The following is a 19,670-nucleotide window of genomic DNA, read 5'->3' as shown; positions in this document are numbered from 1 at the left end:
AATGGATCCCCAACCTTCGCAGGGGTGACGAGCAACAATTGGATGCGCCGTCGCTGGGATGGCGAGCAAAAATGGATCTCTGCCTTCGCTGGAATGCCGAGTAAAAGCCGGATTGTTCGGGCAGTTCGGGCGCCTTTCAGTCGCCGCGGTAGCGACGTGGCACCCGCTTCAACCCGCACAGCAACTGGTAGGCGCTGGTGCCGCAATGCCGGGCCAGGTCGGCCGCACGCACCTGCTTGCCCCACAGCTCGACCCGGCTGCCCAGGCCTGCCGCCGGATGGTCGGTGAGGTCCACCGTCAGCATGTCCATCGATACCCGCCCGATCACCTCACCGGGTTGACCATCGATCGCCACCGGGGTGCCATTGGGTGCGAATTGCGGATAACCATCGGCATAGCCCATGGCCACCACACCCACCCGGCTCGGCCGCCGGGTGACGAACTTCGCGCCGTAACCAACCGGCTCGCCCGGCGCCAGTTCGCGCACCCCGATCACCTGCGACTGGACCGTCATCACCGGCTGCAGGCGGTCCGCGACCGGATGCGGCTGATCGAACGGGCTGGCCCCGTACAACATCAGTCCCGGCCGGCCCCACTCGCCGTCCACGCCGGGCCATCCCAGCAGCGCCGCCGAATTTTCCACACTGGTGGGCAAGGCCCGAGGAATATCGGGCCGGGTTCCGTTGGCCTCGGCCGCCATCAATGGCGCATCGACTGGCGCGACCCCGGGACCTACACCGGTTCGTGTCTGCGCCAGGACCTGCTCGAGGACTTGTTCAAACAGCGTCACCTGCTCGGCAGTACGCACATTGCCGAGTTCATCGGCACGCGCAAAATGGGTCATGGCGACGACCTCAGCCACCTGCGGCAATGCTTGCAACCGCCTCAGGCAGTCCAGGTACGCCGACGCCGAAAGGCCGAGCCGGTGCATCCCGGAATCCAATTTCAGCCAGACCTTGAATGGCCGCGCCGGCCGCGCACGCTCGATCGCCTCGACCTGCCATTCGGACTGCACCACGCACCACAGGTCGTGGCGGTCGATCAGCGCCAACTCATCGGCTTCAAAGAAACCTTCCAGCAGCAGAATCGGGGCGCGGATGCCGGCCTCGCGCAACTCCAGTGCTTCCTCGATGCAGGCCACCGCGAAGCCATCGGCCTCGGCCTCCAATGCGCGGGCGCAGCGGACCGCGCCGTGACCGTAGGCATCGGCCTTGACCACCGCCAATGCCTTGTGCCCGCCCAGCTCCCGCGCCAGCCGATAGTTGTGGCGTAATGCGTCCAGGTCGATAAGCGCTTGGGCCGGACGCATCAGGCGCGGCCTGCCAGCGACGACGAACGGCTCGCACGGCCGCCGTAGCGCGAAATATCCAGCCCTTCGCCACTGATCAGGGGCGTCTGGCCACCCATCAGGTCCGCCAGGTAGCGGCCCGAACCACACGCCATCGTCCAGCCCAGCGTGCCGTGGCCAGTGTTGAGATAGAGGTTGTCCAGACTGGTCGCGCCAATCACCGGGGTGCCATCCGGGGTCGCCGGGCGCAGGCCGGTCCAGAACTCCGCCCGGACCAGGTCGCCGCCGTGCGGGTAGAGGTCGTTGACCACTTTCTCCAGGGTCGCCCGGCGGCGCGGATTCAGCGACAGGTCGAAACCGGCGACCTCGGCCATGCCGCCGACCCGGATGCGCTGGTCGAAACGGGTGACCGCGACCTTGTAGCTCTCGTCGAGAATGGTCGAGGTCGGCGCCATCGCCGCATCGGTGATTGGCAAGGTCAGCGAGTACCCCTTCAACGGATACACCGGCAGCTTGATCCCCAACGGCGCCAGCAACTGCGGACTGTAGCTGCCCAGGGCAAGCACGTAGCGGTCGGCACGCTCGACCTGGCCGTCGATGCTCACCCCGGTGACGCGACCGCCATCGGCCAGCAGCCGGTCGACGGTCGCCCCGAAGCGGAACTCGACCCCGGCCGCCTGTGCACGCTGCACCAGCAGCCGGGTAAACAGTTCGCAGTCGCCCGTCTCGTCACGCGGCAGGCGCAGCGCACCAGTGAGCTTGTCGGTCACGCCCGCCAGTGCCGGCTCCACCGCAACGATCCCGTCACGGTCCAGCAGCTCGTATGGCACCGCATATTGCCTCAGTACCGCAATGTCCTTGGCGGCGTCATCCAGCTGCCGCTGGGTCCGGAACAGCTGCACGGTCCCGAGCTGCCGGCCCTCGTAATCCATCCCGGTCTCGCGACGCAACTCGTCCAGGCAGTCGCGGCTGTACTCCGACAAGCGCACCATCCGCGACTTGTTGACCCCATAGCGATCGATCGTGCAGTTGCGCAGCATCTGCAGCAGCCACAGGTACTGGTTTGGGTCCAGGCCGGGCTTGATCGCCAGCGGCGCGTGGCGGGAGAACAGCCACTTCAACGCCTTCAACGGCACCCCGGGCGCCGCCCACGGCGCGGCGTAACCCGGCGACACCTGGCCGGCATTGGCGAAGCTGGTCTCCTGCGCCGGCGCCGGCTGGCGGTCGACCACGGTCACCTCGAAGCCGGCCTGCGCGAGATACCACGCGCTGCACACGCCGATCACACCACTGCCCAATACCAATACCCGCATCGCACGCGCCTTCCGGTGGTTTCCCAGCGAATGATTCGCCGGGACATCAGTGACAGCGAGTATAGGAATGATCGCCAAATGTTGCCCCCTGTATTTCCCTCTATTCTCAGGTAAAATCACTGCAAGACAGGCAATTTTTGGAGTTTTCATGGCAGGTAAAAACCGAGGCATAGATAAAATCGACCGTAACATCCTGCGCATCCTGCAGCAGGAAGGTCGGATCTCGTTCACCGAACTGGGCGAGCGCGTCGGCCTGTCCACCACCCCGTGCACCGAGCGGGTGCGCCGACTGGAGCGCGACGGCGTCATTACCGGTTACCACGCCCGCCTGGACCCACACCAGCTGGGCGCGGGGCTACTGGTCTACGTCGAGATCAGCCTGGCCTACAAGTCCGGCGACATCTTCGAGGAATTCCGCGCCGCGGCACTGCGCCTGCCCCACGTGCTGGAATGCCACCTGGTCTCCGGCGATTTCGACTACCTGATCAAGGCGCGCATCTCGGAGATGGCGTCGTACCGCAAGCTGCTCGGCAACACCCTGCTGACCATGCCCAACGTGCGCGACTCCAAGAGCTACATCGTGATGGAGGAGGTCAAGGAGACGCTGAGTTTGCCGTTGGGGAACTGATCACCAAAACGTGATTGAAATCGCCCCGCAAGCCAGCTCAAAACCCGTAACGCAGGAACCCGCCGTCCACGGCGATGCATTCGCCGGTGACGTAACTGGCCGCTGGCAGGCACAGGAACGCGACCGCCGCAGCGACTTCTTCGGGCTCGCCGATGCGCCCGGTCGGGGTGCGCAGCAGGACCTCGTCGAGGTAGTCCGGGTCGGCCAGTGCGCCGGAGGTGCGACGGGTGCGGATGTACCACGGGGCGACGGCGTTGACGCGGATGCCGTCCTCGGCCCACTCGACCGCCAGGTTGCGGGTCATCTGGTGCATCGCCGCCTTGCTCATGCCATACGGGGCGCCGGTGCGTACGTGGGTCAGGCCGGACACACTGCCGACATTGACGATGCTCGATGCGGCGTGGTGGGTCAGCAACGGGTGCAGGTAGCGGGACAGTTCGAAGGCGGCGAATACGTTCACCTCGAAGATCTCGCGCCACTCGTCTTCGGCGTACTCGCCGGCCGGCTTGCTGACGTTGGCGCCTGCGTTGTTGACCAGGATATGCAGGCCGCCATCACCCTGGTCCTCGACCCAGTCGAGCAGGGCGCGACGTTCTTCTTCGATGCCGACATCGGCGGCAAATACCCGGATATCGCGCTCCGGGAAGTCCTCCAGCAATTCGGCCCGGGCATCTTCCAGGCCGGCGCTGTTGCGCGCGGCGAGCAGCACGTCGGCGCCAAAGCCCAGCAACTCGCGCGCGATTGCGCGGCCGATGCCGGCGCTGCCGCCAGTGACCAGTGCCAGCTGCCCGTCCAGTCGCCAACGCTTGGGGTCCATGCCTGCTCCTGTGCTCGTCATCGTGTGTCGCCGGGCGCAAGCCGCCGAGCATGGGCCGTTGCGCCGACAGGTCGCGCCTCCGCGACCGCGTTAGCATAGCCTCGGTCACCATCAGGATGCCTGCTCATGTCACCGACACCGGTTCTGAAACCTGCTTTCAACCTTGTTTCCTGCGTGGCGTTGTTCACGCTCGTGCTGGCAATGGCGGCATGCAACCGACCCGACGTCCCGGACACCGAGCGCCCGCCGGAACCGCAGGCCGAGCACACCCAACTGCATGACGCCATCCACGCGCCGCTGGACAAGGCGCGCGCGGTGGAGGACGCCACCCGGAAGGCGGCCGACGCGCAGCGAGCCGCGATCGAGAAGGCCGGCGGTTAGCCGGACTTATCCAGCTAGTCCAGCCGGCAGAAGCAATACGCCAGCGACTTCACCGGCACGCCAGCGGTCGGTGCCATGGCACCGCCAAGCAGCTCCAGGTCGGCCTGGCTATTGGGCAACGCCATGGCCATCATCCCTCGGACCAGGTCCGACTCGCTCAGCCAGTACGCACCGACCCGGCTGCTGGCAAATCCGCTGAACCACTGCTCGAATGGCGTCGCCGCCTTTTCGACGTAGTGCACCGCGTAATCGCCCTCGCCCAGTTTGGCGCGGGTGGCGGCATCGATGATCGCCGGCTGCAGGCCGCCCAACTCATCCACCAGTCCGCGCGCCTTGGCCTGCGCGCCGCTCCAGACCCGGCCCTGGGCAATCTCGTCGACCTGCGGGACCGACTTGCCGCGGGCCTTGGCGACCTTGCCGATGAAGTCGCGGTAGCCCTTCTCGATGACGGACTGGATCACCTCGCCAACCGCCGGATCCAGCGTGCGGGTGATGTCGAATGCGCCGGCAAACGCGGTGGTGCCGACCCCGTCGGTGTGCACGCCGATCTTGTCGAGTGCGCGCGGGAGGGTCGGGATCATGCCGAAGATCCCGATCGAGCCGCTGATGGTGGAGGCATCGGCATAGATCCGGTCGGCGTTCATGGATATCCAGTAGCCGCCCGATGCCGCCAGGTCACCCATCGACACCACCACCGGTTTTCCGGCCTCCTGCAAGGCGACCACCTCGCGGCGGATCTGTTCGGAAGCGAACACCTCGCCGCCGGGCGAGTTCACCCGCAGCACCACCGCCTTGACGTTCTCGTCGTCGCGAGCCTGGTGCAGCAGCGCGGAGGTGGACTCGCCACCGATCTTGCCCGGCGGTTGTTCGCCACCGGTGATCGACCCGGCGGCCACCACCACCGCCACCTGCGGCCGCACATCGGCAACCGACTTCAAGGCGGTATCCAGATGGGCCAGGTAGCCGTCCATCGAGACCTGGCGGAACCCGCCGCTGGCGTCCTCATCGGCCACGCCCCGCTCGACCAGCAGGTCGGCCACCTGCTCGCGGGTTTTCAAGCCGTCGACCAGCTTGTGCTGCAACGCGTACTGGGCAAGGTCACCGTGTACCGCGGCGATGCCGGCCGGGAGCTGGGCGATGTCGGCGGCGATCTGCGCCGGCGCGATCCCGCGGGCGGTGCCGATGTCGGCCAGATACCGCTGCCACAGATCGTTCATCCAGTACAGATCGGCTTCCTTGGACTCCGGCGATGCGGCGTCCAGCACAAAGGGCTCGGCCGCCGACTTGTACTCGCCCACCTTGAACAGGTGCACGTCCACGCCCAGCTTGTCTTCCAGCCCTTCGCGGTAGTACTGGCGGTAGCGGCCCAGGCCTTCCAGAATCAACCCACCCATCGGGTCCAGGTAGACCTCGTCGGCCTGCGCCGCGATCAGGTACTGCTGCTGGCTCATCGAATCGGAAAAAGCGACCACTTGTTTGCCGCTATCGCGCACCCGGGCCACCGCATCGGCAATTGCGCGGCGCGACGCCATGCCACCACCCGCCAGTTGATCCAGCCGCAGCACCACGCGCTCGATGCGTTTGTCGTCGTGGGCTTCATCCAGCGCACGCACCACGTCGCGCAACTGGACCTCACCGCCCTTTGCGCCCAACGCTTTGGTAAATGCGCGGGTCGCCGGGTCGACGCTGTACTGCTCGACCAGGATCCCCTCGGGAGCAATCACCAACGTGGTGCGTTCAAGCAATGGCTCGGCGCGGTCACCGGCGCTGATCGCGGCCAGTATCAGGAACAACAGGGTGAAGAACACCAGGTTGAAGATCAGCCGACGGGTGAAGTTCATCGCATCCCACAGGCCGACAAAAAAACGGGCGATGGGACCGCGACGGGAAACCTGGTTCATTGCAGACACTCCAAGATGATGCGCGCAGCGTACCCGTACGGCGGCATCGATTCATCCATCATTGGTCATTTCCGCGGCGATTCCAGCAGTTGGCGCAACCGCGCCGGCCGGCTCGAATACAGCAATCGCAGCCCCAGCAGTACCGAGGCGACCAGCAATCCTGCAATCAGGCCGACCCACATCCCACGAGGGCCCCACGCCGGGGTGAGACCGCCCCAGCCCAGCCCCAACATCCCGCCCAGCGGCATGCCCACCGCCCAGTACGAGAATGCCACCATCAGCATCGGCACCCGGGTGTCACGCAGGCCACGCAGCGCGCCTGCGGAGATGACCTGGATGCCGTCGGGCAACTGGAACGCGGCGGCATACAACAACAGGACCGCCGCCGCCGAGGCGACCGCCGCATCGGCGGTGTAGAAGCCGACCACGAGGTCATGGCCCAGCAGCAGCGTCAACCCGGACATCGCCTGGGTCCCCAGCACGATCGCGTAGCCGGCCCACGCCGCCCGGCGTACCCCGTCGAGGTCGCCGCGACCCAGTGCATGTCCGACCCGCACCGTGGTCGCCTCCGCCAGCCCCAACGGAATCATGAAGCACAGGCTGGCGACGTTGATGGCGATCTGGTGCGCGGCCGCGGGCACCTCGCCCAACCGTCCGATCAACAGCGCGGTGACGACGAACAGGCCGCCCTCCATCGCCACCGTCACCCCAATCGGCAAGCCGGTGCCCAGCAACCCGCGGATCGCCGGCCATTGCGGCGCGTCGAAGCGCGCGAACAGGCGCAACCCGGTAAACCGCTTGGACCGGCGCAGATACAGCAAGAAGGAAATCGCCTGGATCCACATCATGATTGCCGACGCGATTCCCAGCCCCGCCGCACCCCGCTCGGGCATGCCGAACATGCCGTAGGCCAACGCATATCCCAACGGCACCAGCACCAGCAGGCCGCCAAAGCCGAACACCATGGTCGGCAAGGTCCAGTGCAGCCCGTCGCACAGATAACGCATGCACAGGTAGAAGGTCAGCGCCGGCACTCCCCAGCGGATGCCGCCGAGGAACTCACGCGCGCCTTCGCGAATGCCCGGGGCGATCCCCATCGGCTCCAACGCCATGCCGACCACGCTGAGGAAACCGAGCAACACCAGACCCAGTCCCAGGGACAGCCACAGCGCCTGCCGGAACAACGCACCGATCTCATCCCGACGTCCGCGACCATCCAGTTGCGAGATCGCTGGCGGCAGCGACATCAAAGTGCCCATCGGCACCATCATCGGCAGCCAGAACAACGCGGTGCCCACCGATACCGCCGCCAACGTGTCAGTGCCATGGTGACCGGCGATGACGGCGTCGACGAAACCAATCAGGCCGGTGGCCAGATGGCCGAGCACCAGCGGGCCGGCCAGAATCCCGGTGCGGCGGATCTCTGCGGATAGTCGCGGCGACGGCGAAGCGGCGACCGGGGTCGCAACGCTGGGATGTGGGGAGGACGACATGGGAAAGCCGGGACGCAACTGCAGCCGCGCCCCGAACCGGTGTCGGGCGCTGGCGCCGGGTCGCGACGGAGCGCTATCTTACCGGCTCACCTATGACGACCCGTGAACAGCGCCTGCCATGAGCAAATCCGCGACCCATCACGACTCCAGTCACTGTGAGAACTGCAGCGCGACATTGCAGGGCGAGTTCTGCCATCAGTGCGGGCAGTCGTCGCACAACCCGATCCGCCACGCCGGCCACGCCGTGGAAGAATTCTTCGAAGCGTTCTGGCACCTCGACGGCCGCGTGTTCCGCACCCTGCGCGAACTGATGAGCCCCGGCAAGGTCGCCTGCAACTACCTCGCCGGCCATCGTGCGCGCTACATCGCGCCACTGCGGCTGTTCGTGATCCTCAGCGTACTGGCCTTCTTCATCGGCGCGTCGACGGTGCATATCGACGAAAGCACGACAACGGTGGAGGGCGTCGCGGCAATCGACGCGGCAACCAGCGTCGCGGAGGTCGAGCGCGTCCGCGACCAACTGGTGGCCGACATCGAACAGGCCCGTGAGCAGGCCGGCCAGACCTTCGGCGTGGACACCCTGCTGGTGACCGCCGAAGTGCGTGTGCGCGCTGCGGCGGCAAACCGGGTGGTCGAGCTGACCGGTGCGCCCGTGGACGATGCCGCGCAGGCGGTGGTCGGCACACCCGATACCGCGGAATCCAGACCCAGGCGCGTGCAGATCAATCTGTTCGGCCACAGCGGTGAATGGGACGCGCAGACCAATCCGTTCGTGATCGGCTGGTGGCCGGACTTCGCCAACCGTTGGCTCAACGGCAAGATCGGCAACATCGAAACCAACATGCAATCGATGGACGGCGCCACCCTGGACGTGTGGTTGCAGGTACTGATGTCGGCAGCACCGTCGGCACTGTTCCTGCTGGTGCCGGTGTTTGCGTTGATGTTGAAGCTGGCCTATCTGTTCAAGCGGCGGCTGTACCTGGAGCACCTGGTGGTCGCGCTGTACAGCCATGTGTTCTTGTTGATCGCGCTGACGCTGACCTTCGCCCTGTCGTCGCTGGACTCCTGGCTGGCACCGCAGGCGAGTTGGCTGGGGGTCATGCTGGACGTGCTGTTCGCCGCCGTGGTGGTGTGGATGCCGATCTACCTGCTGCTCATGCAAAAGCGGGTCTACCAGCAGGGTTGGTGGATGACGCTGGTCAAATACGTCGTCATCGGCATGATCTATTTCGTGCTGTTGATGGCCGCGACGATGCTGATGTTTCTCGCCCAATTGGCGCACGCATAAGCGACGCGCCGGCGGCCGGTCAACGGTGCAGCCGGTTCCACAACCAGTCGTCGCGATTGCTCGCGGCGGTGGAGACCAGCTCGCTTCGCACGCGGGCGCGCTCCTGCGGCGGCGTGCGCTGGACCAGTACCGCCAGGTCGCGGCGCTGGACCGGCGTCAACTCCCGCAGTACCGCCAACAATGCCTCGTGTTCGGCCTCGGGCACCTGCGCCAGCAGCGGCTGCAACGCGGAATAGTCGGCGCCCAGGGCCGGGCCCAGCATCCAGCCGCGGCGCTCACTGCGATCAAGCGCGTCGAACTCGCTCCGCAACGCCTGCTGCTGGTCCGCGGGCAACGTCGCATACGCCGCAGCGGCAGCCGCTATCTGCCGGCGCTCACTGGCCGACATCGCCTGCCAGGCCGCATGACGCTCGCGGCGCGCGTCACGTTCGACCGGGGACAATGCCTCCCATTGCGCTGCTCCCTGCCGGAATTGTTCTCGCCGCGCTTCGCTCCAACCGGCCCACTGCCCGGCATGGCGCTGCAACCGGGCGCGTGCCTCGGGCTGTAGCTGCGGCAAGACGTTCGCAAAGTCGTCCAGCACCGGCGGACGGTCCTGCGCGGAGGCAGTCGCAGTCACGAGCAGTACCAGCAGTCCCGCAGCAAAGCGCGACCAGCGGCCACTACGGTTCATCAGCAGTCTCCCCCGTGCTGTCGATGTCGGGTGGCGAGACATTAGCGGTGGCCGATGTTTTCCGGCTGGGACCGGCCTCGGCGCCCGGCAACGGCGTGCTGACACCACGCGCGGCCAGCCACGAGTGGAAGCCGAGTCGTTGTGCCTGAACCTCACCGTCGGGATCGGCCAACAACTCGAAATCACGGTGAGCCACCAGGCCCGCATCGGCGTCGTAGCGAGAGGCCGGTGACTGTACCGGCAACGCCCGTTTCCACACCGAGCCTGCGGGTGGCCCTTCCAGCGCGGTCCGGGCGGGCTCCCAGAACGTGACCGCCAACGCCAGCGCACACAACGCCAGTGCGCTCCACAGCGCCGGCATCAACCACCACGGTCGAGTGGTCGGCGCCGCACCTGTACCCCACGACGGTCCTGCTGCCGTGCCCGGTCCGGGTACGGTATCCCCGCGCAAAGCCGCTTCACGCATCAGGCCCAGCCTCGCCAGTCGCGCCGGCGGAAGGGTCTTGATCCGGTGGTGAACCTGCTCACGCAAGCGCTGCCAGGCCCGCGGGTCGGCACGGCCGTCGGCGTGATGCGGCAGTGCCCGCTGCAAGGCGAGGCGATAGGTCGCTTCGCTGATCGCAAACACCGCGGCGGCATCGGCTTCCCCCAGCCCGGCGGCCAGCCGCAGCAGCAAGGCCGCGCGTGGACCGCTGCCCATCGCCGCCAGACGGTCGGTCGCTTCCAGCTCGATCGCCGCCGGAACCTGGTCCCGTGTGTGTAACCCCGGCTCCGCCAACAGAAGCGCCCAGAAGCGCCACGGCCACTCGCCCATGGCCCATTCACCGGCCTGGAGCCGAAACTTTGCCATCGTCGCGCCGAGTGCAATGTCGCCAGCATCCGCATCGCCACATTGCAGTTCCGCCAGTACCGCTCCCCGCCGCTCCACGCCACGCAGGAACGCCGCCAATGCGGGCGACGCTGGGGCGCGCCCGGTGAGTCGCGGATTGTCGGGTTGGGGGTTGGTCATCGGGACAACTTCGGCATGGCGTCATCATAACCAGCCGCTGACGGCACGGGACGGCTTGACAAACCCCCCAATGCGCCACGAACGAAGCGGGATACGGGCTGCAACCGAAAACGGTTGTACACAGCGGTCATAGTTTTGACATAAACGCTCTGTTCAGTTTTATCGATGCCATATTTCAGCGATGTTTCACGGACAACCTTATGATTTCCATGGGTTTATCAGGTTTGGCGCTTTTTTCATCAACCCGGCTGAAGGGCTTGTGCCGTCGCGATCACGCAATATTGCCGAGGTCCCATCCACAGAGTTATCCACAACTAATGTGGATAAAGACAAACCCCTTCAAAAACGGGAGCTTGCGCACACTTCGTCACGGTTCAGGCAACAATGGCCTGCAACTTCACTCACCCTTGACTCCGGTGAATTGGGCCCGACCGCTAGACTGGAGCGATGCCTGTCCACCCACCCGTTCCGCACGTCGTACGCGTCGCGCTGCCGTTGCCATTGCCGCGACTGTTCGACTATCTGGCGCCCGATTCAGGCACGCCTGCCAGTATCGGCAGCCGCGTGCGGGTGCCCTTTGGCCCACGCGAACGGATTGGGGTGGTGGCGGCGCTGGGCAACGACGCCGAGCCCGGCGCACCGGCCCTGAAGCCGGTGTTGGCGGTACTCGATCCCACACCGCTGTTTGGCGGGGAGTTGCTGGCCTCACTGCGCTGGCTGGCCCGTTACGCGCACGCGCCGCTGGGCGAGGTCTTCGCCACCGCGCTACCGGGGCCACTGCGCCATGGTGAGCCACTGCCCGACACCCATGCGTGGGCGTGGCAACTGACCCCGGCCGGCCAGACGGCGCTGGACGGGATGCGCGCCGGACGACCCCGACAGCTGGCCGAGCGGCTGCAAGCGGGCGCGGTGCCCGAGGATGCACTCGACCCGCCGATCACGGACTGGCGCAGCGCGGCGCGCTCGCTGGCCAAACGGGGCCTGGCCAAGCGGATCGCCATCGCGCCATCGCAACGGCTGGCCCCTCCAGGCGCCGGGCCTAGCTTGAACGCCGAGCAACAGTTGGCAGTGGACGCGCTGCTGGCCCGTCGTGACGAGTTCGCACCCTTCCTGCTGGACGGGGTCACCGGTAGCGGCAAGACCGAGGTCTACCTGCACGCGATCGCCGACTGCCTCGCGCGCGGCTGCCAGGCACTGGTGCTGGTACCTGAGATCGGGCTGACCCCGCAGTTGCTCGGCCGCTTTCGCGCCCGCCTCGGAGTGCCGGTGCACCTGCTGCACTCGGGATTGTCCGATGGCGAGCGCGCGCGCACCTGGACCGCCTGCCTGCGCGGCGAGGCGCGGGTCATCCTCGGCACGCGTTCGGCGGTGTTCCTGCCGCTGCCCGAGGCCGGGATCATCATCATCGACGAAGAGCACGACAGCAGCTTCAAGCAGCTTGACGGGATCCGCTACCACGCGCGCGACTTCGCCCTGGTCCGGGCCAAGGCACTGGGCGTGCCGATCGTCCTGGGCAGTGCCACCCCGTCGCTGGAGTCGCTGCACAACGCGCAAACCGGCCGTCACACCCACCTGCGGCTGCACCAGCGCGCCGGCAACGCCCGGCCGCCCCGGGTGCGGGTGCTGGACGTGCGCAAGCGGCCGCTGCAGGCGGGGCTGTCGCCGGAACTGCTGGAATCGGTCGAGCATGCACTGGCCGCCGACGGCCAGGTGCTGGTGTTCAAGAACCGCCGCGGTTACGCACCGGTGCTGCTGTGCCACGACTGCGGCTGGAGCGCGCAATGCCAGCGCTGCAGCACGCCGACCCAGGGCACGCCGATGACCGTGCATGCTTCCGGCAGGCGACTGCAATGCCACCACTGCGGCGCGCGCCGGCCGGCCCCCAATGCCTGTCCGGATTGCGGCGGGCTGGCGCTGCAGTCCCAAGGCGCGGGCACGGAACGGATTGAAGAGGCACTACGCGAGCGCTTCGTCGACCTGCCAGTGCTGCGGATCGATCGCGGCACCACCCGCCGCCGCGACGCCCTGGAAGACCACCTGGCGCAGTTCGGCAACCATCCCGGCATCCTGATCGGCACCCAGATGCTGGCCAAGGGCCACGACCTGCCGAACCTGACCTTGGTGGCCGTGGTCGGCATCGACGAGGGGTTGTTCAGTGCGGACTTCCGCGCGCCGGAGAAGCTCGCGCAATTGCTGATCCAGGTCGCCGGTCGCGCCGGCCGCGCCGACAAGCCGGGTCAGGTCGTACTGCAGACCCACCATCCCGAGCACCCGTTGCTGGCCACGCTACTCAGTGGCGGCTATGGCGCGTTCGCCCATGCGGAACTGGGACAGCGTGAAGCCGCAGGCTTGCCGCCGTTCACCCATCTGGCCATGTTGCGGGCGGAAGCCAAGCAGGTCGAGCTGGCCGATGGCTTCCTGCAATCGGCGCGCTCCGCGATTGAAGCCCAGGCGGACGCAACATTGGAACTCAGCGGCCCGTTGCCGGCCCCGATGCCGCGCCGCGCCGGCTACCAGCGCAGCCAGCTGTTGCTGTCGTCACCCGGACGGCGGAGCCTGCACGCTGCCCTTGATGCCGCATTGCCGACCATCCATGCAATGCCGGAAGCGCGCAAGGTGCGCTGGTCGCTGGACGTCGATCCAGTCGATCTTTACTGAGCAGCCCGGATTGCCGGCGCCGCCTTCTTTCGCGCCGGCGCCTTCTTGGCGGTGGCGCGCGCCGGCTTCTCACGCACCAGCACGGTCTGCTCGTCACGACGCACGTCGAACACGCCGGTAGCCTCGATCAGGTCACTGAGCTTGCGGTAGCCGTAGTTGCGCGAGTCAAATGAAGCTTGGTTGCCGATCTGCTGGCCGACCGCACCCAATCGTGACCAGCCATCGTCGCTGCTGGCCGAGTCGACGGCGCCGCGCAACATCTGCAACAAACGCGCATCGCCGCGCAGGGCCGAGGCACTGCTCGCGGGGGTCGCGGTGCTCGCGCCGACCTGCTCGGGTTGGCCAAGCGCCTCGACGTAGGTGAACTTCGAGCACGCGTTGACGAACGGTTCGGGGGTCTTCTTCTCGCCGAAGCCGTAGACCTTGACGCCGTCGGTCAGCAACCGCATCACCAGCGGGGTGAAGTCGGCGTCGCTCGACACGATCGCGAACCCGTCCAGGTTGCGCGCGTACAGCAGGTCCATCGCGTCGATCACCATGGCCATGTCGGAGGCATTCTTGCCGCGGCTGTAGGCGAATTGCTGGACCGGGCGGATCGCGTATTGGTGCAGGCAGCCTTCCCAGCTTTTCAGGTGCGGGTTCTTCCAGTCGCCGTAGGCGCGCCGCACGTTGGCCACGCCGTAGCGGGCGACCTCGGCCAGGATGACGTCGATCTTGGCGGCCGGCGCGTTGTCGGCGTCGATCAGCAGGGCAATGCGCTTGTCGGTATCGGCCATCGGTAAGGCTCCATGCGGTTTGCGTCGAGCCTAACGCATCACCACCGTCATCATTGCCAGCCCGTGTTGCCGACCAGGAGCTTCGAGCAGTCCGCCCGATAACCGGTCCTTACCGGGTATTCTCAGTATCGAAGTGCAACACCATGAGCGTTAGTTGCTTGAATATCCAAGTCCATGGATCCCCGCCTTCGCGGGGATGACGAGCCCTTCTTCTTTCCCGGTTTTTTTACTTCGCTCCCAAACGCAAACGGCCCGGTTTCCCGGGCCGTTGTGGATCACTGCGATGTAGAGCTCAGTACTACGCGGCGAACAGCGTGCGCATCTTCTTCATCGCGTTGGCCTCGATCTGGCGGATCCGTTCGGCGGATACGCCGTACTCGTCGGCCAGTTCCTGCAAGGTCACCTTGTTCTCGTTGCCAAGCCAGCGCCGGGCGACGATGTCGCGGGAGCGCTCGTCGAGCTTTGCCAAGCCTTCATGGAGCAGACCCACCTGGTGGTCTTCCTGGTCCTCGCGCTCGTAGATCTGCGACGGGTCCTCGTCGTGGGTGCGCAGGTAGGCGGCAGGCGATGGCGGGGCGCGTTCTTCGTCGTCCGCGGTCGGCGCGTCAAAGCCGATGTCGCGGCCGGACAGCCGCGACTCCATCTCCAGCACTTCACGCTCGGACACATTGAGGTCGCGTGCCACTACCCGCACCTCCTCGGCGTTCATCCAGCCCAGGCGCTTCTTGCTGCGTCGCAGATTGAAGAACAGCTTGCGCTGCGCCTTGGTGGTGGCGACCTTGACGATGCGCCAGTTCTTGAGGATGAACTCGTGCATCTCGGCGCGGATCCAGTGCACCGCAAAGCTGACCAAGCGTACGCCCTGGTCGGGATCGAAGCGCTTGACCGCCTTCATCAGGCCGATGTTGCCTTCCTGGATCAGGTCGCCCAGCGCCAGCCCGTAACCGTTGTAGCCGCGAGCCACGTGGACCACGAAGCGCAGATGCGAATGGACCAGCTCCTGCGCGGCGCCGAGGTCTTCCTCACCAAGGAAGCGGCGTGCAAGTGCCTGCTCGTTCTCGACGGTGAGCACGGGGATGCGGTGGACCGCACCGATATAGGCATCCAGCGATCCCAGCGCACTGGGAACCGGCAGGCTGTTGGATACAAGAGGATTGGCAATGGCGATATCAGTCATGGGGCGCATTTTAGCAGGCTATATGAGTGTGTGCTAATGGATCGATTGGGCGGCAGTGTTCCGTTCATGGGACAGTCGCCAGGATTCTCGTACCTACAGACTGCCAGCGGCGGCGTGAGTTCCCGATCAAACCGCACTGGTCGAATCGGGGTCATCAGCAGCGGTTCCGGGGAGTGCCGCGGCGCTTGGCAGCGTCCAGTCGACCGGTGCCTGGCCGCGCCGGGACAGGTACTGGTTGACGGTGGAAAAATGCCCGCAGCCGGTAAACCCGCGGTGGGCCGACAGCGGTGAGGGGTGCGGCGCCTTCAGGACCTTGTGCCGCTGGCGATCAATGATCTGGCCCTTCTTCTGCGCGTAGCTGCCCCACAACAGGAATACCAGACCCTCGCGTTCGCGGTTGAGGGTGTCCACGACGTGATCGGTGAATCCTTCCCAGCCCTTGCCTTGGTGGGCACCCGCGCGACCGGCTTCCACCGTCAGCACCGCATTGAGCAACAACACCCCACGATGGGCCCATGGCAGCAGGCAGCCGTGGTCGGGACGGGCGACACCGACGTCACGTTCGATCTCCTTGTAGATGTTCAGCAACGACGGCGGGACCGGCACCCCCGGTCGCACCGAGAAGCACAAGCCGTGCGCTTGGCCCGGCCCGTGGTACGGATCCTGACCGAGGATCACGACCTTGACCGCATCGAACGGCGTGGCATCGAAGGCGGCAAAGATGTCCCGGCCGGGCGGATAGATCCGGGCACCCCCGGCATGGCGCTGACGAAGAAACGCGGACAACGCCTGCATCTCATCGAGCAGCAGGTAGTCGCCGACGCGGGAGCGCCAGGAAGGTTCGAGCTTGATGCGCGCGTCGTCTGCCATGGGAATCACGTGCGGGGCCGGAGCACGATCAGACCCGATGGCCGCGAGGAAAGCAAAGTGGCGGACTCGACAAAGCCGGGCGCGATCACATCATCGCCAGCTCGGTGTTGCTCAAGGTGCGCTTGTACTGGTCGCGCAGCCGGACCTTGCGCTCCAGGTCCCCAATGATATGGCTGCTGAAGTCGACGCCGGTCAGCTCCTCGGCCATGTTGATGCCGCCGGGCGTATCGACGTTGATCTCCATCATCTTGTCGCCAACGATATCCAGCCCGGCCAGATACATGCCATCGCGCATCAGCTTGGGCCCGACGATCTCGGCCAGGCGCAGCGCATCGGCATCGGGCACGGCCATCTCGATCTTGCCGCCGGCGGTGATGTTGCTGCGCGCATCGCCGCTGTCGTTGTAGCGACGGAAACAGGCGTAATGGCCGTCGACCATCAACGGCCGGCCGTTCAAGGTCAACAGGCGCAGGTCACCATCAGCCGCCTTGGGCAGGTATTCCTGCACGATGGCATAGCCGTCGCGGGTCACCGCGTCGATCATCTGGTTGAGGTTGGCGTCGCTGTCGGGGGTCACCACGAACACGCTCTGCCCGCCCGAGCCCTGCAGCGGCTTGATCACGCCGTAACCGTCGTGGGATTTGATGAACGACTTGATCTCGTCGGCGTCCAGGGTGATGCAGGTAACCGGCCGCACCTCTTCGGGGAAATGCTGGAAGTAGGTCTTGTTGGACGCGTCGGTCAGGTGGGTGGGATCGTTGAGCACGATCACGTGGCGCAGCGCGGCCAACTGGGCGAACAACAAGCCGCTGTTCGGCGCCCATGGCCGGTCGACCACCTCCTCGGCCGGGTCGCTGCGCAGCAGCAGCACGTCCAGTTCTTCCACCGAGATGCGCTGGGTCTCCGCGCCCTCGTCCTGCAGGTCGGCGAGCAGCTCGTCGTCGTCCTTGTACTGCGTGTGGCGCGGTATGTGGGCGATCGCGCGAATGGTGCCGTTGGCATCGTAGATGAAGTCACCCAGTCCGATCAGCGCCACCGAATGGCCGCGATTGATCGCCGTGCGCGCGAGCCGGATGGTGGTGTAGTTGTTCTTTTCGGTCGCCATGTCGTTGATGACGAAGCCGAGTTTGATCGGGTCGGGCCGGACTGGCTCCGGCGATGCCGCCGCGCTGGCGGCCGGCTCGGCCACGGTGGAGGTCTTGTCGCCTGGATCGGCCTTGGAGGTGCTGCTCATGTGGCGGGTTCCTTGTGGAATAACTGGGTAACGGGAAGGGTCCGGCATCGGGCCAGACGCGCTTCGGTTTCCGGGAAACTGCAATAGCGCGGCAGCAAGTCGGGCATGCTCGCCCAGCCCTCTTCCAGCAACTGGTCCAGCACCACCCGGTGCGACAGGGCGAACTTGCCGATGAACAACGGCTCGAACGCACCGCCGGCGTGCAGGTAATCAATCAGGTCGCGCAGACCGCTTAGGTACACCGCGTCCTTGGTCAGGCCACCGCCGCGGCGCGCGCGAACGGCGACATCGAAGGCATCCTCGGTGGGAAACGCGTGGGTCCGGTGCAGCAGGTCGAAGATCGCCGGCACGTCCTCGCCGTGGATCGCCATCTCGGTCGCGACCACGCGCGCGGCCAGCAAGCGCAGCCGCTCGGCGGGCAGGTAGCCGGCGAGGTACTCGGCCAGTACGCCCAGACCCTCCTGCAGCGGATCGTAATGGGCCAGCCCGACCTCGAGCTGCTGCAGCGGTTGCCGGTGGCCGTTGTGCCGGGTCACCACGTGGGTGCCGATCTCGTGCTGGATCAACGGCTGCACGCGCGCGTGCGGGATGCGGATATCGCCGTCAACGTAGAACGTGCCGTGCGAGACCATCATCAGCGAGTTGAGATCGGTATCGACCACCACCTGGAAATGGAAATCCGGCGATTGCTGGCGGTACCAGTCCGCTTCCGCTTCCACCGCCGCCATGATCTCGTCGATGCCGGCGTCCGCCTGTTGACCGGTGCCCGGCTGGACCTGAGCCAGGATCTCGTTGGCCAGTTGCAGCAGCGGCGGATCCACGCCACCAAACAAATCCAGGCTGGCGTTGATGAAGCCATCGGTACCGCGCAGCCGCACCAACTCGATCTGCCGCTCCAGTTCACGTTGCTTCTCCGACAGCAGGCCGGACAACAACGGCGACTCGATGTCGTCCACCGGCAGCCCGCGCAAGCGCTCCCGGACGGCGTGCAGGTCGACCTCCAGGTCGATGTACTGCAACGGTTCGATCGCGGTGTATCCGCTGGCTTCGAAACTGCTCCATAGCTGGTCGTTGCAGATGGGCGACAGCGCCAACAGCCAGTCGACTTCGCCGTCCATGCGCGCCAGTTCAACGTCGACCCGTGCGGCAACCGGCGGCAGCGGGCGCGTCGCCCGCGGCGTCGGCGATGGCGGGAGCGAGGGCGAATTCACGTGCATGCGGTGAACTGCCCGCGCACTGCGTCGACGGCGTTGTGCAGGCCGCGGCGAAAGTCCTCCAGCGCCGCGATATCGGCCTGTCCGGTCCACTCGTCCATGTAGATTTTCTTGTATTCCGGCGAGATCGTGCAGACCCGTTCGCCCCAGGTGGCGTACACCCATTCCGGGAAATACCCGCCGGTCGGGAAGCGCACGTTCTCGCGTACGTCGGGATGGCGCCCCGCAACCGGGGTATCGCGCAAGGCCTGCGCAAAACGCAGCGCGACCTCGCCCCAGCGGTCCGGATCCAGCGTGGTCACGCCCAGCTCGATATCGGGATTGTCCTGCTGCGGGGCCGGCGCGGCATTGGCACCGTCGCGCCGGTGGTTGTAGCTGTGGATATCGATCAACAGCACGCTGCCCCAGCGGTCGATCAACCGTTCGATCAACTCGCCCGCCATGGCGTAGAAAGCGTCGTAGTCGGCCAGTGACTGGTCGCGCTCGGTGGCGGGCAGCTCGCCACGCCAGACGCGCAAACCCCAGGTATCCGCCGGATCGGTCGAGATGGCCTTCTCGCGCGGGCGGTTGAGGTCGGCCTGGAAGCGCGAGGCATCGACCCGGATGCGCACGTCGCCGACGGCGGTCAACAGGCCGGTCAGCGGATCCTCCTCGCGGCGTCGCTCGTCATCGGTGACGGCCAGGTGCGAGCGCAACGAGGGTCGTATCGCGTGGCCGTCGTGAATGGCGGTGGCGACTACCGGGCCGTGGCCCAGCACGACGTCCCAGTCCGGGTTGGGCTCGGCAAGGAGCAGCTTTTTGTCTTCGCTGAAGTCGATTTCGCTGAACTGATATTCAGTGAAGCGGGTCGGTGCGGCATCGGCTTTGTGCATGCAGTCATGCTCACATCGCCGGCATGACCTGCTCGTGAGAACGCTGAACGGAGCTCGAATTGAAACGCAAAAGCCGGC

General features: G+C 66.2%; 17 protein-coding genes. 4 read left to right on the top strand and 13 right to left on the bottom strand.

Features of this window, described 5'->3' with window-relative positions:
• Positions 1 to 136: 136 nt before the first annotated feature.
• On the bottom strand, positions 137 to 1,309 hold the full coding sequence (gene alr / locus ACW7G0_RS12730) for an alanine racemase (protein ID WP_456990118.1): 1,173 nt from the start codon (positions 1,307 to 1,309) through the stop codon (positions 137 to 139).
• Positions 1,309 to 2,601 (bottom strand): D-amino acid dehydrogenase, encoded by a 1,293-nt coding sequence (locus tag ACW7G0_RS12725; RefSeq protein ID WP_456990116.1) that lies wholly within the window; start codon positions 2,599 to 2,601, stop codon positions 1,309 to 1,311. Before ACW7G0_RS12725 ends, alr begins: the two co-directional genes overlap by 1 nt.
• A gap of 148 nt (positions 2,602 to 2,749) precedes the next feature.
• On the opposite strand from ACW7G0_RS12725, the gene ACW7G0_RS12720 reads away from it, so the two are divergent.
• Positions 2,750 to 3,229, top strand: a complete 480-nt coding sequence (locus tag ACW7G0_RS12720; RefSeq protein ID WP_456978039.1) for a winged helix-turn-helix transcriptional regulator — start codon at positions 2,750 to 2,752, stop codon at positions 3,227 to 3,229.
• A 37-nt stretch (positions 3,230 to 3,266) separates the two neighbouring features.
• Here the strand turns inward: ACW7G0_RS12720 and ACW7G0_RS12715 are convergent, their stop codons facing one another.
• Complete coding sequence (locus ACW7G0_RS12715; RefSeq protein ID WP_456990114.1) at positions 3,267 to 4,046, bottom strand: SDR family oxidoreductase; 780 nt, start codon at positions 4,044 to 4,046, stop codon at positions 3,267 to 3,269.
• A 126-nt stretch (positions 4,047 to 4,172) separates the two neighbouring features.
• On the opposite strand from ACW7G0_RS12715, the gene ACW7G0_RS12710 reads away from it, so the two are divergent.
• Positions 4,173 to 4,427, top strand: a complete 255-nt coding sequence (locus ACW7G0_RS12710; RefSeq protein ID WP_456990112.1) for a hypothetical protein — start codon at positions 4,173 to 4,175, stop codon at positions 4,425 to 4,427.
• 14 nt (positions 4,428 to 4,441) lie between these two features.
• On the opposite strand, the gene sppA is transcribed toward ACW7G0_RS12710, so the two are convergent.
• Both sppA and ACW7G0_RS12700 read right to left on the bottom strand, forming a co-directional pair.
• Positions 4,442 to 6,328, bottom strand: a complete 1,887-nt coding sequence (gene sppA, locus ACW7G0_RS12705; RefSeq protein ID WP_456990110.1) for a signal peptide peptidase SppA — start codon at positions 6,326 to 6,328, stop codon at positions 4,442 to 4,444.
• A 65-nt stretch (positions 6,329 to 6,393) separates the two neighbouring features.
• A complete protein-coding gene (locus ACW7G0_RS12700) occupies positions 6,394 to 7,821 on the bottom strand; it encodes an MATE family efflux transporter (RefSeq protein ID WP_456990108.1) in 1,428 nt (475 codons plus the stop codon).
• Positions 7,822 to 7,939: 118 nt separating this feature from the next.
• Here ACW7G0_RS12700 and ACW7G0_RS12695 point away from each other — a divergent pair, with 118 nt between their 5' ends.
• On the top strand, positions 7,940 to 9,109 hold the full coding sequence (locus ACW7G0_RS12695; protein WP_456990106.1) for a DUF3667 domain-containing protein: 1,170 nt from the start codon (positions 7,940 to 7,942) through the stop codon (positions 9,107 to 9,109).
• Between the two features lie 19 nt (positions 9,110 to 9,128).
• Here the strand turns inward: ACW7G0_RS12695 and ACW7G0_RS12690 are convergent, their stop codons facing one another.
• Both ACW7G0_RS12690 and ACW7G0_RS12685 read right to left on the bottom strand, forming a co-directional pair.
• Positions 9,129 to 9,782, bottom strand: coding sequence for a DUF3106 domain-containing protein (locus tag ACW7G0_RS12690; protein ID WP_456990105.1), 654 nt, complete (start codon positions 9,780 to 9,782; stop codon positions 9,129 to 9,131).
• Positions 9,772 to 10,791 carry a hypothetical protein gene (locus tag ACW7G0_RS12685; protein WP_456990103.1) on the bottom strand — a complete coding sequence of 340 codons (1,020 nt, stop codon included), beginning with the start codon at positions 10,789 to 10,791 and terminating at the stop codon, positions 9,772 to 9,774. The genes ACW7G0_RS12690 and ACW7G0_RS12685 overlap by 11 nt, the downstream gene beginning before the upstream one ends.
• A 447-nt stretch (positions 10,792 to 11,238) precedes the next feature.
• On the opposite strand from ACW7G0_RS12685, the gene ACW7G0_RS12680 reads away from it, so the two are divergent.
• Positions 11,239 to 13,449: a primosomal protein N' gene (locus ACW7G0_RS12680; protein WP_456990101.1), complete on the top strand. Its 2,211-nt coding sequence runs from the start codon at positions 11,239 to 11,241 to the stop codon at positions 13,447 to 13,449.
• On the opposite strand, the gene ACW7G0_RS12675 is transcribed toward ACW7G0_RS12680, so the two are convergent.
• The 6 genes from ACW7G0_RS12675 to ACW7G0_RS12650 form a co-directional block, all read right to left on the bottom strand.
• Positions 13,443 to 14,225 carry an NYN domain-containing protein gene (locus ACW7G0_RS12675; RefSeq protein WP_456990099.1) on the bottom strand — a complete coding sequence of 261 codons (783 nt, stop codon included), beginning with the start codon at positions 14,223 to 14,225 and terminating at the stop codon, positions 13,443 to 13,445. The two genes, ACW7G0_RS12680 and ACW7G0_RS12675, sit on opposite strands and share 7 nt — an antisense overlap.
• A gap of 298 nt (positions 14,226 to 14,523) precedes the next feature.
• Positions 14,524 to 15,402, bottom strand: coding sequence for an RNA polymerase sigma factor RpoH (rpoH, locus tag ACW7G0_RS12670; protein WP_456990097.1), 879 nt, complete (start codon positions 15,400 to 15,402; stop codon positions 14,524 to 14,526).
• Between the two features lie 126 nt (positions 15,403 to 15,528).
• Positions 15,529 to 16,272 (bottom strand): uracil-DNA glycosylase, encoded by a 744-nt coding sequence (gene ung / locus ACW7G0_RS12665; RefSeq protein WP_456990095.1) that lies wholly within the window; start codon positions 16,270 to 16,272, stop codon positions 15,529 to 15,531.
• An 85-nt stretch (positions 16,273 to 16,357) separates the two neighbouring features.
• A complete protein-coding gene (locus ACW7G0_RS12660; RefSeq protein WP_456990094.1) occupies positions 16,358 to 17,506 on the bottom strand; it encodes an ATP-grasp domain-containing protein in 1,149 nt (382 codons plus the stop codon).
• Positions 17,503 to 18,723 (bottom strand): tyrosine/phenylalanine carboxypeptidase domain-containing protein, encoded by a 1,221-nt coding sequence (locus ACW7G0_RS12655; protein WP_456990092.1) that lies wholly within the window; start codon positions 18,721 to 18,723, stop codon positions 17,503 to 17,505. Before ACW7G0_RS12655 ends, ACW7G0_RS12660 begins: the two co-directional genes overlap by 4 nt.
• A complete protein-coding gene (locus tag ACW7G0_RS12650) occupies positions 18,714 to 19,592 on the bottom strand; it encodes an N-formylglutamate amidohydrolase (RefSeq protein WP_456990090.1) in 879 nt (292 codons plus the stop codon). The genes ACW7G0_RS12655 and ACW7G0_RS12650 overlap by 10 nt, the downstream gene beginning before the upstream one ends.
• Positions 19,593 to 19,670: the final 78 nt, after the last annotated feature.

Source organism: Lysobacter sp. A286 (genome assembly GCF_054052105.1).
The sequence above is the reverse complement of the archived record's forward strand: the minus strand, read 5'-3'. Positions and strand labels throughout refer to the sequence as shown.